Origin of the sequence: Pantoea sp. DY-17 (assembly GCF_019795975.1) — a bacterium.
In the GTDB taxonomy this organism is placed as follows: Bacteria; Pseudomonadota; Gammaproteobacteria; order Enterobacterales; family Enterobacteriaceae; genus Pantoea; species Pantoea leporis.
In genome coordinates this window covers 364,188-379,286 of sequence record NZ_JAIMIG010000001.1, presented here as the reverse complement: position 1 = coordinate 379,286, position 15,099 = coordinate 364,188, and the positions used below count along the sequence as shown (strand labels likewise).

The window sequence follows — 15,099 nt, the reverse complement described above, 5'->3', positions numbered from 1 at the left end:
AGTATGAAGGCAATGTAAGCGTTACCATTTCATCGCCTGGTAATTCAACAAACACACGCAACAACCCCACAAAATGAGAATCGTCACCTTATGTAAACGATACCATTTATCCAGACTGGATCACGCTTTCACGCTGGTCTTTGTGCTACTTTGATCAAAATCATTTTTATCTGTTTGCCGTTTACCAGGACTCATCATGGAAAAATTTAACCCGGTCGATCACCCGCATCGCCGTTATAACCCATTGATCGATCAATGGGTGCTGGTCTCACCCCATCGCGCTAAGCGCCCGTGGCAAGGTGCGCAGGAAACCCCGGCACTGGAGCAACTGCCAGCGCACGATCCTGACTGCTTCCTTTGTGCTGGAAACACCCGCATTACCGGTGACAAAAACCCCAACTATAAAAGCACTTACGTGTTCACCAATGACTTTGCCGCGCTGATGACTAACACGCCAGACGCACCGCAAAGCGACGATCTGTTGATGCGCTGCGAAAGCGCGCGCGGCACCAGCCGGGTGATCTGCTTCTCGCCGGATCACAGCAAAACGCTGCCGGAACTGCCGCTGAGCGGGCTGGAAGATATCGTGCGGACCTGGCAGGAACAGACTGCCGATCTCGGCCAGCATTATCCGTGGGTGCAGGTGTTTGAAAACAAAGGCGCGGCGATGGGCTGCTCCAACCCGCATCCGCATGGCCAGATTTGGGCCAACAGCTTCCTGCCGAACGAAGCGCAGAAAGAAGATGACAACCAGCGTCACTATTTTGCCGAGAAAGGCACGCCGCTGCTGGTCGATTACGCTGCGCGCGAGTTGAGCGATGGCAGCCGTACGGTGGTGGAAACCGAACACTGGCTGGCCGTGGTGCCGTGGTGGGCGGCGTGGCCGTTTGAAACCTTGCTGCTGCCGAAAGCCCATGTGAAACGCATCACCGATCTCTCCGAGCCGCAGCGCACCGATTTGGCGCTGGCGCTAAAGCAGCTCACCAGCCGCTACGACAACCTGTTCCAGTGCTCTTTCCCCTATTCGATGGGCTGGCACGGCGCGCCGTTCAACGGCGAAGCCAACGATCACTGGCAGCTGCACGCACACTTCTATCCGCCGCTGCTGCGTTCAGCCACGGTACGCAAATTTATGGTTGGCTATGAAATGCTGGCCGAAACCCAACGTGATTTAACGGCGGAACAGGCAGCTGAACGTCTGCGTTCTGTCAGCGATGTCCATTTCCGCGAGGCGCAATAAATGTCATTAAAATCCATTACTCAACAGGTTTTCGCTGACACTTTCGGCTATCAGGCGACACACAGCATTCAGGCACCGGGCCGCGTCAATCTGATTGGCGAACACACCGACTACAACGATGGCTTTGTGCTGCCGTGCGCCATCGATTATCAAACCGTGATTGCCTGCGCCAAACGCGACGATCGCCAGGTGCGCGTGATTGCCGTCGATTACGACAATCAGCAGGACAGCTTCTCGCTGGATGCGCCGATTGAGCCGCTAAAAGAGCCAATGTGGGCCAACTACGTGCGCGGCGTGGTGAAACATCTGCAAAAACGCGATGCCAGCTTTGGCGGCGTCGATATGGTGATCAGCGGCAACGTGCCACAAGGCGCGGGCCTGAGTTCTTCGGCGTCGCTGGAAGTGGCGGTCGGTACCGTATTCCAGCAGCTGTATGCATTAAACCTCGATGGCGCAGCGATTGCGGTGAACGGTCAGGAAGCGGAAAACCAGTTTGTCGGCTGCAACTGCGGCATCATGGATCAGCTGATCTCCGCGCTCGGTCAGCCGGATCACGCCATGCTGCTGGATTGCCGTACGCTCGGCACGCGCGCAGTATCAATGCCGGAAGATGTTGCGGTGGTGATCATCAACTCCAACTTCCGTCGTAGCCTGGTGGGCAGCGAATACAATACGCGTCGTGAACAGTGTGAAACTGGCGCACGCTTCTTCAATAAACCGGCGCTGCGCGATGTGACGCTGGAAGAGTTTGAAGCCTCTGCTGGTGAGCTGGATGCGTTGGTGGCAAAACGCGTGCGTCACGTGATTAGCGAAAATGCACGCACGCTGGAAGCAGCCGATGCGTTAAGCGCGGGCGATCTGAAACGCATGGGCGAACTGATGGCCGAATCGCACGCCTCAATGCGTGACGATTTCGAAATCACCGTGCCGCAAATCGATCAGCTGGTTGAGATTGTGAAAGCAGAAATCGGCCCGCGCGGCGGCGTGCGTATGACCGGCGGCGGTTTCGGTGGCTGCATCGTGGCGCTGATGCCAATCGATCTGGTCGATGCGGTGAAAACGGCGGTGGCCGAGAAGTATGAAGCGCAAACCGGCATCAAAGAGACCTTCTACGTGTGCAAAGCGTCCGCAGGAGCAGGCCAATGGTAAGTGATGTGAATTCACACGCGCCAGACGGGCAACCGTGGCGCATCACTGTGCTGCGCAATCGCAACGGCATGGTGGCTACTTTTATGGATTGGGGCGCGACCTGGCTGTCAGCGCGCGTGCCAATGTTGGATCACAGCGTGCGTGAAGCGCTGCTCGGCTGTGCCACGCCGTCCGATTATCTGCATCAGGATGCTTATCTTGGCGCGACGATTGGCCGCTACGCGAACCGCATCGCCTCGGCCGAACTTAAGCAACTCAATCTACAGCTGGCGGCTAATCAGGGCGCACATCAGCTGCACGGCGGGCCGCAAGGTTTCGATAAACGTCGCTGGCAGATTCTCAGTCAGAGCGAAAGCGAGGTGCACTATCGCCTCGATTCGCCCGATGGCGATCAGGGTTATCCCGGCAATGTGAACGCCAATGTCATCTATCAACTTGATGACGATAATTGCTTGTCGATTCGCTATGAAGCGCAAACCGACAAGCCTTGCCCGGTCAATCTCACCAACCATGCTTACTTTAATCTTGATGCGCATCATGGTGATGCGCGCCAGCATCGCTTACAACTGCACGCCGATCGTTACCTGCCGGTGGACAGCGAAGGCATTCCTAACGCGCCGCTGAAAGAGGTGGCGGGAAACAGTTTTGATTTCCGCCAGCCGAAGCGCGTCGCCGATGAGTTCCTTGCCGATGACGATCAAAAAGCGGTGAAAGGCTATGACCACGCCTTTTTGCTTAACACCGCTGGCGACAGCAGCCAGCCCGCCGCCCATTTATGGTCTGCCGATGGCAAGCTGGAGCTGAGCGTGTTTACTGCCGCTCCGGCGCTGCAGTTCTACACCGGCAACTATCTGGCGGGAACACGCGCCCGTGAGCAGGACAGCTATACTGCTTTCCAGGGCATCGCTCTGGAGAGCGAATTTTTACCGGATTCGCCTAACCATGCAGAGTGGCCGCAGCCCGATTGCTGGCTGCAACCCGGCGACAGCTGGCAGTCCGTGACGCGTTATCGCTTCACGCCGCACTGAGCCACCGGATGAAAAACGCGCACTGCGCTGCCGACAGGCTTACGCCGTGCGTTGTTTTCCGCTATGGTATGGCGCTATTAGTGAGCCGCTTCTCAGTGGCCGCAGCCGGTTTCAATACTAATCGTAAATCGAGCATTAAGGAGTAAAGCTATGGCCGTAACTAAGCTGGTACTGGTGCGACACGGCGAAAGCCAGTGGAACCAGGAAAACCGCTTCACCGGATGGTACGACGTTGACCTGTCTGACAAAGGTCGCACTGAAGCCAAAGCAGCCGGTCAGCTGCTGAAGAAAGAAGGTTTCGTGTTTGATTTCGCTTACACCTCAGTGCTGAAGCGCGCTATTCACACCCTGTGGAATGTGCTGGATGAGTTGGATCAGGCTTGGCTGCCGGTTGAAAAAACCTGGCGTCTGAACGAGCGTCACTACGGTGCGCTGCAAGGTCTGGATAAAGCAGAAACCGCCGCTAAATACGGTGACGAGCAAGTGAAACAGTGGCGTCGTGGCTTTGCTATCACGCCACCAGAACTGGATCGCGCTGATGAGCGTTTCCCAGGCCACGATCCGCGTTACGCTTCACTGACTGACGCGCAGTTGCCAACCACCGAAAGCCTGGCGCTGACCATCGAACGCGTGATTCCTTACTGGAACGAAAGCATTCTGCCGCGCATTAAGAGCGGTGAGAAAGTGATCGTTGCTGCACACGGCAACTCACTGCGTGCCCTGGTTAAATACCTCGACAACCTGAGCGAAGACGAGATCCTCGAACTGAACATCCCAACTGGCGTGCCGTTGGTGTATGAGTTCGATGAGAACTTCAAGCCACTCAAACGTTACTATCTGGGTGATGCTGATGAGATTGCTGCGAAAGCCGCAGCCGTAGCAAACCAGGGTAAAGCGAAGTAAGCGAACGCTGAAACGCAAAAAGGCCAGACGCAAGTCTGGCCTTTTTTATTGCCGCATTGGCTTAGCTGCGGCGCTGTTTGACCGCCTGAGCCAGCTGACGCAACGCCTTCTCAGTGTCTTCCCAGCCGATACAGGCATCTGTCACGCTCTGGCCGTACACCAGCGGTTTGCCGCTTTCGAGGCTCTGATTACCTTCCACCAGATGACTCTCGATCATCACGCCAGTAATCGCCTGCTCACCACCGGCAATTTGCTGTGCCACGTCGTCGGCAACCACCATCTGACGTTGGAACTGCTTGCTGCTATTAGCATGGCTGAAGTCGATCATCACTTGCGGACGCAAGCCTGCTTTCTCCAGACCGGTTTTCACGGCCGCCACGTGTTCGGCGCTGTAGTTCGGCTCTTTGCCGCCGCGCAGGATGATGTGGCAGTCTTCGTTACCGCTGGTTTCGACTATCGCCGAGTGACCATATTTGGTGACTGACAGGAAGCAGTGTGGCGCGCTGGCCGCACCGATGGCGTCAATCGCCACTTTGATGGTGCCGTCGGTACCGTTTTTGAAGCCCACCGGGCAAGAGAGGCCGGAAGAGAGTTCGCGATGCACCTGCGATTCGGTGGTACGTGCACCAATCGCGCCCCAGCTCATCAGGTCGGCCATATATTGTGGCGTGATCATATCGAGGAACTCACCGGCGGCTGGCAACCCGATATCGTTGATATCCACCAGCAGCTTGCGCGCCAGGCGCAGGCCGTCATTGATCTGGAAGCTGCCATCCATAAACGGGTCGTTGATCAGCCCTTTCCAGCCCACCGTGGTGCGCGGTTTTTCAAAGTAAACGCGCATCACCACTTCGAGATCGTCTTTCAGCTCATCACGCAGTGCCAGCAGGCGCGTCGCATACTCTTGCGCAGCTTGGGTATCGTGAATTGAGCACGGACCGATCACCACCAGCAGACGATCGTCTTCGCCATGAAGAATGCGGTGAATCGCCTGACGTGACTGCGCTACGGTTGCAGCCGCTTTATCGGTGGCGGGGAATTTTTCAAGCAAAGCAACAGGAGGCAGTAACTCTTTGATCTCTCTGATGCGTAAATCATCGTTCTGGTAATCCATACACAATTCCATTCAAATTTCTGGCCCAACGTCCGTCGGGCGCAACCCGCCCACTTTAGCCCTTCACGCGGTGGGTGTAAATTACGCACCGCGCTTAAAATGTACATCTCAAATTTGCATTTATATATCCATGCACTAAGCTTTTTAAATGTAAGCACTAAGGAATGATGTGTTTGCAAAATTAAATTTTTAAGTGAAGCGTATAAGGTGGATTTTATTCCATCGCGGCACGCTATTTTCGTCACTCAACACCAGCGGGTGTTAGACGGCAACTATCCATTAATTACTGGAGCATAATGATGAATAAGTTTGCAATGATCTTTCTGACAGCAGCGATGACCATGGGTAGCGGTGCTGTAATGGCTGCGGATAACAACAATGGTGCGGCCAACGCTTCAGCTGAAGCCGGTGCAGCAGCTGGCGGTGCAAAACAAAATCTGCCACCTAATAATGTTGATAACAGCAAAATTAACAGCAGTAGCACCAATACCAACAGCGCAGCAACGTCAGGCACTGACTCAAGCAATATGTCAGCCAACCAGGTGCACAAAAACAGCATGTGCAAAGACGGCAAATGCCCGGACATGAATAAAAAAGTCGACACTAAAGAGGGTGGCGGCCACGTGAAACATAAAACAGACGGTACTTCGCAATAAGTTTCCTTCTGTTTGATCAAGGGAGAGCTTCGGCTCTCCCTTTTATTTTGCCTCCCGCCCTTTTCCGCTATGCTGAAGCAATGAAATTCACAGGAACTGTTTCATGGCTTCATTGCTGCTTATTGATGATCACCCGTTAGTTGCCGTCGCACTGGAAGCGGCTTGCGTTAACGCTCCTATCACGTTGAACATTCACGCCGCTGGCGACGAAGCGCAGGCGCGACAACTGCTTCAACAACATCCCATCGATTTAATTGTGCTGGATATCGGTTTACCCGATTGCGACGGACTCGAACTGCTGCGCCGGTTGCGCGTGCGTAATCAGCACTGCCCGGTGTTGATCTATTCCGCGCAGCAGAGCCGCCACACGCTGCTCAGCGCCGTGTCGCTTGGCGCTGCTGGTTACGTGGTGAAAAGCCAAAGCATGGCGCAACTGCTGAGCGCGATTCTGGCGGTGCTCGGCGGCCAGCAGGCTTTTCCGCCGCTGCCGGAACGTATCGAACTGCCGTTAACCGAGAAAGAGCAGCAGATTGTAGCGCTGCTGGTGCGCGGCCTCTCGAATCTGCAGATTGGCGAACAGCTGCATATCAGCAATAAAACCGTTAGCACCCACAAGAAGAACATCCTGGAGAAAACCGGCGTACAGTCGGTGGTTGAGCTGGCTGAGCTGTGGAAAGCGCAGCAGTGAGGATCTGTTTGCTGCTGTGTACGCTGCTGCTGAGTGTGATGGCGAAAGCCGATCTGCAACCCGCCAGCAGCGTGATGCTACCCGCGATGATGCCGGCCCCACACGCCGAGCCGTGGCCTGGCGCAACGTTGCGCGTCGCGGTGCCGGCACAAAACAGCGCACCCTGGGCGATGCGTATTGGCGATCACATCTGGGGCATCGACGCCGACTATCTCAGCGCCCTAAGCCAGTTGACCGGTACGCATTTCACGCTGCAAAGCTATGCCGATCGCGCGCAGCAACTGGCAGCCTTGCAGCGCGGCGAGGTGGATTTGGTGTTAAGTAATCAACATGCCCAGCTCCCATCCGATGTGCTGCTCAGCGACAGCTGGTACAGCAGCCCGATTCGCATCTATCGCAACCGGGATAATCAGCGCGCGGTGATGTTCAATAGCGAAACCGCGCAGCTCACCATTGCCGAAGCGACGCTGGCGCAGTTGCCCACTGAATTTGTGCAGCAGCATCGCTGGCACAGCTTGCCGGGCGATCTGCAGGCGCTGTATGCGCTGCTCAATCAGCAAAGCGATTATCTGGTCGCCGATGAAGCCAGCGCCGGTTTCTTGCTGGGCCAGCTGCAGCAAGGACAAATTTACCAAATCACTGCCGATCCTGGCGCGGGCGAATTAACGCTACGCGCAATGACGCGCAATGCCGCGCTGATCCACTGGCTTAACAGCCAGCTGCGCCTGCTGCCCGCCGAGTTCAGCAGTCGGGTCCAGCAGCGCTGGAGCCCGCCGCTGCTGCGTTATCAGGACACACAAACTCTGATGCTGTCGGCCAGCGAAAAGCAGTGGCTGGCGCAACATACTGAGATTCCGTATGCGGTTGAGGCGGATAACGCGCCCTGGAGTTATCGCGACAGCAGCGGCAACGCGCGCGGCTTCGGCATCGACATGCTGAACGCGCTGAGCCAAAGTACCGGCCTGCGTTTTACCCCGCGCTGGGTCAACAATCCGCAGCAGGCCGCCACGCTACTGCAACAACAGCAGGTGATGCTCAACCTGTTGCAGCCGCTGTATGGCGACGATCCCGGCAGCAATACTTTGCCGGTATGGCGCGCCATTTGGGGCATTTACACGCTTGCCACGCATCAGCCAATGAACTGGCAATCGTTACAAGGCCAGCGCGTGGGCGTATTACGCGACGATCTCGCCATACGTTTGCTGCCGTCAGGTATTACGCCGCAGCCGTTCGACGATCGGACGCAGCTGTGGCAAGCGCTGAATAACGGTCAGATCGATGCGCTGGTAGATAACGTGCTCTCTGCCCGCTGGCGTATGGCGAGTCACGAAGATAATCGTGTGCATCTGGCGTTTGCTGCCAGCGATATCGCCTGGCCGCTGGCGCCGCAGGTCAGTGCTGAACAGCCTGAGCTGCGCGCCCTGCTCGACCATGCATTGCAGCAAATCCCGCCTGATACGCTCAACCAGATGCGCGTCAGCTGGTCACAGCCGCCGCAGCCCGGCACGACGATGGCGATGCGCAATATTCCGCTGATGATTTTGCTTGCGGCAGGCGTAATTATTCTGTTGCTGTTGGGCTTGCTGGCGCGTCGTTACTGGCAGCAGCGTCGTGACCGATTGCAGCGTGAGCAGGCCGAACGCGCCAATGCCGCCAAAAGCCAGTTTCTTGCCACTGCCAGCCACGAACTGCGCACGCCGATGCAGGCGATACTCGGTTTGCTGGAGCTGGAACAGCAGCAGCATCCGAGTGAACGGCTGGCGCTGATGCACAGCAGCGCGCGGTCGCTGATGGCGCTATTGAACGACTTGCAGGATCACGCGCGTATTGAGAGCCAGAGCTTCCGTCTGGCACCGCGCCCGCTCAATCTGACGCTCTGGCTGCAGCAACAGCAGCAGTTTTATCATCCCTTAATGCGCGATGCCGGGCCGAACCTGATTGCCGAAGCGCTGACGCCGCTGCCTGCCAGCGTGTTGCTGGATGGCGATCGCCTGCAGCAGGTAGTGAATAATCTGGTGGCCAACGCCCTTAAGTTTACCCGCGAAGGCGAAGTGCGCCTGTCGCTGGCGGTCAGTGAGCACATCCAGCTTACGGTCACCGACACCGGCAGCGGCATCCCGCTTAACGAGCAGGCAAAACTGTTTGAGCCGTGGTATCAGGCTCCGTCCGGCAAAAGCCATGCGGTGCAAGGCAGCGGCTTAGGTTTGTTTATCTGTCGCGAGATTGTGCAACGAATGGGCGGTACGCTAACGCTCACTTCAGCATCGGGCAGCGGCACCACGGTCAGCGTGCAGCTGCCATTAGTCGTGAGCCAAGAGCCGTTAACCGAGCGCACAGCCAGCTGGCCTGTTTACCCGCAGCTGCGCGTGGCCATTGTGGACGATCACCCGACCAATCTTTTGGTGATGCAGCAGCAGCTGGCGATGTTTGGCGTTGAGGCGCAGGTATTTGAAGAGGGCCGAGCGCTGCTGCGCGCCGATGCTCAGCGCGCCTTCGATATTCTGTTTATCGACCAGATGATGCCGCGCCCGGATGGTTTAACGCTGCTGCGTATTCTGCGCCGTCGTCAGCGCCAGCGCGGCAGCACCTCGCTGCGCGTGCTCTGCTCTGCCGATGTTCAGTTGCTGAAAATCGCCTTGCTGGATGACGAAGCTCTGCTGCTCAAACCCATTGAGCTCGATCATCTGGCACCGCTGCTGGCGCGCGCAGTAAAAGATCCATTGGATGTCTTGCCAAACAGCTTACTGATTCTGGCGCAGGATAATCAGGCATTTATTCCGCGCATCTGTCAAACCTTGCAGCGCACGCTGCAACAGGATCGGGATTTGCTGTTGAACGCGCGCGATACACAAAATTGGACGGCGCTGGAACAGGCTGCACACCGCATGAAGGGCAGCTGGTTGATGCTGGGCATTGATGAGGTAGCCGAGCGCTGTCAGCAGTTGATTGAGCAGGTTAAACAGCAGCAGTTGCCGCTTGATGATCTCAATTTACTGATATCATTAACAAACAGGTTACTTAAACAACTGGATAATTATGGCACACACGCATTCTCACGGGACCGCTAACGGCAACCGCAAACGACTGGCCGCGGCGTTTGGCGTAACGGCGCTGTTTATGGTGGCCGAAGTGATCGGCGGGCTGGTTTCTGGCTCGCTGGCGCTGCTGGCCGATGCCGGACATATGTTGACCGATGCCGCCGCGCTGCTGATGGCGTTACTCGCGGTGCAGTTTGCTCAGCGCAAGCCTAACGCGCGCCATACCTTCGGCTTGCTGCGTCTCACCACCTTAGCGGCGTTCGTCAACGCCATTGCGCTATTGGTGATTACGGTGCTGATTGTCTGGGAAGCGCTGCGTCGCTTCTATGAACCCCAGCCGATTGCCGGCGGATTGATGCTCGGCATCGCCATTGCTGGTTTGCTGGCCAATCTGCTGTCGTTCTGGCTGCTGCATCGCGGCAGCGAAGAGAAGAATCTCAACGTACGTGCGGCGGCATTGCATGTGCTGGGCGATTTGCTGGGTTCGGTCGGTGCGATTGTCGCGGCGGTGATCATCATGCTGACCGGCTGGACGCCAATCGACCCGATTTTGTCGCTGCTGGTGTCATTGCTGGTGGTACGTAGCGCCTGGTCGCTGCTGCGCGAGAGCCTGCATGAGTTGCTGGAAGGTGCGCCGGGCCATATCAACGCGGATAAACTGTCACGCGAGCTGACGCGCAATATCGATGAAGTACGTAACGTGCATCACGTTCATTTGTGGCAAGTGGGTGAAAAACCGGTGCTGACGCTGCATGTGCAGGTGATTCCGCCATACGATCATGACGGCCTGCTTAAGCGCATTCACCACTATTTGCATGAGCACTATCAGATTGCCCACGCCACGGTGCAGATGGAATATCAGCCGTGCAGCGGGCCGGACTGCGAGTTGTGTTTAGATAATAGCGCCGCGCAGCACGATCACCACGATCATGCTGCGCTGGAAGGTCAAGCTCATCATCACTGATGGGACAGCGCGCGCGAGCCATGTTCGCGTGCGCTTTGCATCCACAGGCGCGAACCGTTAAGCGCAATCAGCGTCAGAATCGCGTACTCCAGTGACATGGCATATACGCCCTGACGCGCAAAGATCATCACGCTGATAACGTTGATCACCACCCAAAGCAGCCAGTTCTCAACATATTTTCGCGTCATCAAAATCATCGCCACAATCGACAGCACCATCATGCACGAATCCCAGAACGGGAACGCGTCAGGCTGCAGTTGCGGCATCGCCACGTTAAGCCCCAGACTCTGCATAATGCCGACCGCTGTTTTGGTCAGGAAAGCAAAGACCGGATCGATGTACACCGTCATCAGCGCAATCGCCACCACGCACGCCGCGCCCCAGCCCAATGCTTTCGGCAGCGGCAGCCAGCGAATTCTCAGCTCCGTTTCGTTGTTAGAGGTTTGCCGACTCCACGCGTACCAGCCGTAAACGTTGGCGACGAAGAAGAACAGTTGCAGCAACAAGCTGGCGTAGAGCTGAATCTGGAAGAAAATCACCGCGAACAGCGTGACGTTTATCAGCCCGAAAAAGTAGTTGATGATTTTCTCAAGGCTGGCGAGCCAGATGCACAGCAGGCCCGCAAGGGTGCCAACGGCTTCGATCCATGAGAGATCGTAGCCGCCAACGCCGAGCGGAATGTGAACCAGAATATTTTGCGTGCTAAAGAAGTCCATATAAGGTGCCTGTGTAACGGGAGCCCGTCATGCATTCCCTTTGATTTTAAGTTTGAGATCTGCAGCAAAGGATAGCATGCGGTTGAGCGGTAGCAACGCGGCCTCACGCAACGCGCTATCCACATGGATCTCATGCGCGCTGCCGCCACGCTCCAGTCCTTCGGCAATCGCTTTCAGGCCGTTCATCGCCATCCAAGGACAGTGCGCACAGCTGCGGCAGGTGGCGCCCTCGCCTGCGGTGGGCGCTTCCAGCAACTCTTTGTTCGGCACCGCCTGCTGCATTTTGTAGAAGATGCCGCGATCGGTGGCGACGATCATCTGCGGATGCGGCAAACTTTGCGCCGCCTGAATCAGCTGACTGGTGGATCCCACCGCATCAGCCAGATCGACAATCGCCTGCGGTGATTCAGGATGCACCAGCACCGCCGCATGCGGATAGAGCGCCTTCATGCGTTGCAAAGCCTGTGTTTTGAATTCGTCATGCACAATACAGGCGCCCTGCCAGCACAGCACATCCGCGCCGGATTTTTGCGTGACGTAGCGGCCGAGATGGCGATCCGGTGCCCAGATGATTTTCTCGCCGAGGCTGTCGAGATGCTCAATCAGCTCAACCGCGATGCTCGAGGTGACGACCCAATCCGCACGCGCCTTCACCGCCGCCGAGGTGTTGGCATACACCACCACAGTGCGATCGGGATGCTGATCGCAGAAGCGGTTAAATTCTTCAATTGGGCAACCGAGATCGAGCGAGCATTCCGCCTGCAAGGTGGGCATCAGCACGGTTTTTTCCGGGCTAAGGATTTTTGCGGTTTCACCCATAAAACGCACGCCCGCCACCAGCAAGGTTTTAGCGGGATGGGTGCTGCCGAAACGCGCCATTTCCAGTGAGTCCGATACGCAGCCACCGGTCTCTTCCGCCAGCGCCTGAATTTCGGGATCGGTGTAGTAATGCGCCACCATCACCGCATCGCGTTCTTTCAGCAAGCGTTTGATTTTGTTTTTGTAGTGGGCTTTTTCATCGTCGCTGAGACGTGCCGGTTTCGGCGGGAAAGGATAGATCGCGCTTTCAGGATCGAACATCAGGCTCATGACACGGCTCTCGTTTTCTCAATTTAACAAAATTGCCGGTTACGGCAATGATGCGGCATCAAAACCGCTATCGTGTTTTATATGCTAAACACGATAACGGAATTGCGCGAGAGTGTCGTCTCTTTTTTGCGCGCTCTACAGCAACAATGCGCTGCTCAACGTTTTCTGCGGACTTTCCAGCTCCAGCAGGAAGGCTTTAACGGTGAGTCCGCCTGCAAAACCGGTGAGTTTGCCGTTGCTGCCAATCACGCGATGGCACGGTGCCATAATCGACAGCGGATTTTTACCGTTCGCTGCGCCCACAGCGCGCACCGCTTTCGGATTGCCGATCTGCTCGGCGATTTGCTGGTAGCTGCGCGTTTCTCCAAACGGGATGGTGAGCAGCGCCTGCCACACTTTTTTCTGGAACTCGGTGCCGACGGTGTCGTACGGCATATCAAACTGCTGACGCTCACCGGCGAAATATTCGCGCAGCTGGCGTTCGGCCTCACACAGAATCGGATGCTGATCGTTACGGCTGATCGGCTTCAGCGGCACGCGCTGCGCCCCTTCGTTTTCCCACAGAATCGCCGACAATCCTTTATCGGTGGCAACAAGCGTGAGCTCGCCAACGGGCGTCGCGATGATTTTGGCATGATACATGGTGCACCTCCGGCATATTCTCTGCTGGCGATTATCGCATTTCCGCCGCAGGAAACTGGCTGTTTTCGGTCATCAGCATAAACTGGTTAGTTGTCCGAAAGCAGCGAGTTTTCCTGTTCAGCTTGCGCGACTATGCCGTTTATTTGCCGGAGACGATGATGTTTGATGCTGAAATTGCGTACCAGGCGCTGACGTCGCGCGATAGCCGCTTCGACGGGCTGTTTTTTGTTGGCGTGACATCCACCGGCATCTATTGCCGCCCCATTTGTCCAGTGAAAGCGCCGATGCAGAAGAACTGCCTGTTTTTTAGTAGCGCAGAAGCCGCCGAGAAAGCGCACTTCCGTCCGTGTTTACGCTGCCGTCCGGAACTGGCGCCCGGCTCTGCGCCGGTGGATAGCCATCACCGCATTGCCGATCGTTTGATTCGCCGCATCGAAGAGGGCTTGCTGGAAGAGCAGGAGACGCTGGCAGACATCGCTGGCGAGTTTGACCTCAGTGAACGTCAATTGCGTCGCGTGGTGCAGCAGGAGCTCGGCGTATCGCCTTTAGAGCTGCGTCAGACACGTCGTATGCTGCTAGCCAAGCAACTTCTGACAGAAACCTCTTTGCCGGTCACGGAAATTGCTTACGCCAGCGGCTTCCGCAGTTTGAGGCGCTTTAACGATGTGTTCCAGGCGCGCTATCGCATGACGCCCTCCCGCCTACGTAAGCAGAATCAACCCGACGCCGTGAAAACCACGCAGGAGAGCGCCGAACTGCGCCTGAGTTATCGGCCGCCTTACGATTGGGATGCGATGCTCGATTTCCTGCAACAGCGTGTGATGAAGGAAGTGGAATGGGTGAACGAGGGCATGTATCACCGCACCGTGGCGCTGGGCAACTGTCGCGGCTGGGTGCGTGTGAGCCATGTTGCGGGGAAACAGTCGCTGAAGGTGCAATTCACAACGTCGCTAACGCCAGTGCTGCCCGCTCTGCTGCGTCGGCTACGCGATCTGTTTGATTTGGATGCGCAGCCACAGCGCATAGCTGAGCATCTAAGCCACGATCCGCTTTTAGCCGAGAGCTTGTCCCGCTTTCCGGGTTTGCGCGTTCCTGGTGCGTTTGACGGCTTTGAGTTGGGTGTGCGCGCGATACTCGGCCAGCAGGTTACCGTCAAAGCCGCAACCACGCTAAGCAGCCGAATGGCACAGCGCTTTGGTGAGCCGCTGGTGACGCCGTGGTCAGAACTTTCGCGTTTGCCGCCAAATGCGGAGTCGCTAGCGGCGGCGAGCATCGATGATATTGCCAGCCTGGGAATCGTCAGTGCGCGTTCACATGCCATTCAGGCGTTGGCGCAGGCCTGCGCTTCTGGCGCATTACGCTTTAACGGTGCGGTGAATCCGGACGTGGTTCAGCAGCAGTTACTGGCGCTGAAAGGCATAGGGCCGTGGACGGCAAGTTATATCGCCATGCGCGCACTGCGTTGGCCTGATGCGTTTCCCAAAGAGGATATTGCGATTCGTAATAATCTCGGCGGCGTGAGTGCCAAAGTGGCGGAGCAGTTATCGCAGCTTTGGCGGCCGTGGCGCAGCTATGCGGTGCTGCATATCTGGAAAAGTCTGACGCCGGTTAAGGTTAAAAAATAGATTGGGCTTAAAAGCTTGCCAACCAGCCGGAAGGACCGGGCGGTTCCGTAAAGTCGCCGTGGATACATCCCTGTAGGCTCTGCCGGCGCATCCATGCGCCGGAAGCTTTACTCCACCGCCCGGCCCTTCCGTCTTCGTCCAGCATGCGTGCGATTATTTCAAGCAACGACAAAGCATAAGGGCCAGAAAAGGCGGGAGCGGAAGGAGCGAAGCGTCCGAGCCATGGACAAAAACGCCGGGAGTGTTT

Annotated in this window: 13 protein-coding genes; 9 read left to right on the top strand and 4 right to left on the bottom strand. The window is 56.7% G+C overall.

Annotated features, from left to right (window positions below; all coding sequences use genetic code 11):
• Positions 1 to 196 precede the first annotated feature (196 nt).
• From galT to gpmA, 4 genes are all read left to right on the top strand, one after another.
• Positions 197 to 1,240, top strand: a complete 1,044-nt coding sequence (gene galT, locus K5Y33_RS01870; protein WP_222233149.1) for a galactose-1-phosphate uridylyltransferase — start codon at positions 197 to 199, stop codon at positions 1,238 to 1,240.
• Positions 1,241 to 2,389, top strand: a complete 1,149-nt coding sequence (galK, locus tag K5Y33_RS01865; protein WP_222233148.1) for a galactokinase — start codon at positions 1,241 to 1,243, stop codon at positions 2,387 to 2,389.
• Positions 2,383 to 3,417: a galactose-1-epimerase gene (gene galM, locus K5Y33_RS01860; RefSeq protein WP_222233147.1), complete on the top strand. Its 1,035-nt coding sequence runs from the start codon at positions 2,383 to 2,385 to the stop codon at positions 3,415 to 3,417. The genes galK and galM overlap by 7 nt, the downstream gene beginning before the upstream one ends.
• A 150-nt stretch (positions 3,418 to 3,567) precedes the next feature.
• Positions 3,568 to 4,320, top strand: coding sequence for a 2,3-diphosphoglycerate-dependent phosphoglycerate mutase (gpmA, locus tag K5Y33_RS01855; RefSeq protein WP_008109047.1), 753 nt, complete (start codon positions 3,568 to 3,570; stop codon positions 4,318 to 4,320).
• 61 nt (positions 4,321 to 4,381) lie between these two features.
• Here the strand turns inward: gpmA and aroG are convergent, their stop codons facing one another.
• Positions 4,382 to 5,434, bottom strand: coding sequence for a 3-deoxy-7-phosphoheptulonate synthase AroG (gene aroG / locus K5Y33_RS01850; protein WP_110865751.1), 1,053 nt, complete (start codon positions 5,432 to 5,434; stop codon positions 4,382 to 4,384).
• Between the two features lie 299 nt (positions 5,435 to 5,733).
• Here aroG and K5Y33_RS01845 point away from each other — a divergent pair, with 299 nt between their 5' ends.
• The 4 genes from K5Y33_RS01845 (at position 5,734) to zitB (ending at position 10,780) form a co-directional block, all read left to right on the top strand.
• Complete coding sequence (locus K5Y33_RS01845; RefSeq protein WP_222233841.1) at positions 5,734 to 6,090, top strand: YbgS-like family protein; 357 nt, start codon at positions 5,734 to 5,736, stop codon at positions 6,088 to 6,090.
• 103 nt (positions 6,091 to 6,193) lie between these two features.
• Positions 6,194 to 6,778, top strand: coding sequence for a response regulator transcription factor (locus K5Y33_RS01840; RefSeq protein WP_137385389.1), 585 nt, complete (start codon positions 6,194 to 6,196; stop codon positions 6,776 to 6,778).
• A gap of 38 nt (positions 6,779 to 6,816) precedes the next feature.
• Positions 6,817 to 9,846 (top strand): ATP-binding protein, encoded by a 3,030-nt coding sequence (locus K5Y33_RS01835; protein WP_255610261.1) that lies wholly within the window; start codon positions 6,817 to 6,819, stop codon positions 9,844 to 9,846.
• Complete coding sequence (zitB, locus tag K5Y33_RS01830) at positions 9,815 to 10,780, top strand: CDF family zinc transporter ZitB (RefSeq protein WP_222233145.1); 966 nt, start codon at positions 9,815 to 9,817, stop codon at positions 10,778 to 10,780. Before K5Y33_RS01835 ends, zitB begins: the two co-directional genes overlap by 32 nt.
• On the opposite strand, the gene pnuC is transcribed toward zitB, so the two are convergent.
• From pnuC to K5Y33_RS01815, 3 genes are all read right to left on the bottom strand, one after another.
• Positions 10,774 to 11,496, bottom strand: a complete 723-nt coding sequence (pnuC, locus tag K5Y33_RS01825; RefSeq protein WP_110865748.1) for a nicotinamide riboside transporter PnuC — start codon at positions 11,494 to 11,496, stop codon at positions 10,774 to 10,776. The genes zitB and pnuC overlap by 7 nt on opposite strands.
• Before the next feature lie 27 nt (positions 11,497 to 11,523).
• A complete protein-coding gene (nadA, locus tag K5Y33_RS01820) occupies positions 11,524 to 12,585 on the bottom strand; it encodes a quinolinate synthase NadA (RefSeq protein ID WP_101763203.1) in 1,062 nt (353 codons plus the stop codon).
• Between the two features lie 135 nt (positions 12,586 to 12,720).
• The gene (locus K5Y33_RS01815) at positions 12,721 to 13,227 is read right to left on the bottom strand and encodes a methylated-DNA--[protein]-cysteine S-methyltransferase (RefSeq protein ID WP_110865747.1); all 507 of its coding nucleotides are present in this window, start codon (positions 13,225 to 13,227) and stop codon (positions 12,721 to 12,723) included.
• Positions 13,228 to 13,385: 158 nt separating this feature from the next.
• Here K5Y33_RS01815 and K5Y33_RS01810 point away from each other — a divergent pair, with 158 nt between their 5' ends.
• On the top strand, positions 13,386 to 14,852 hold the full coding sequence (locus K5Y33_RS01810; RefSeq protein WP_222233840.1) for an AlkA N-terminal domain-containing protein: 1,467 nt from the start codon (positions 13,386 to 13,388) through the stop codon (positions 14,850 to 14,852).
• Positions 14,853 to 15,099: the final 247 nt, after the last annotated feature.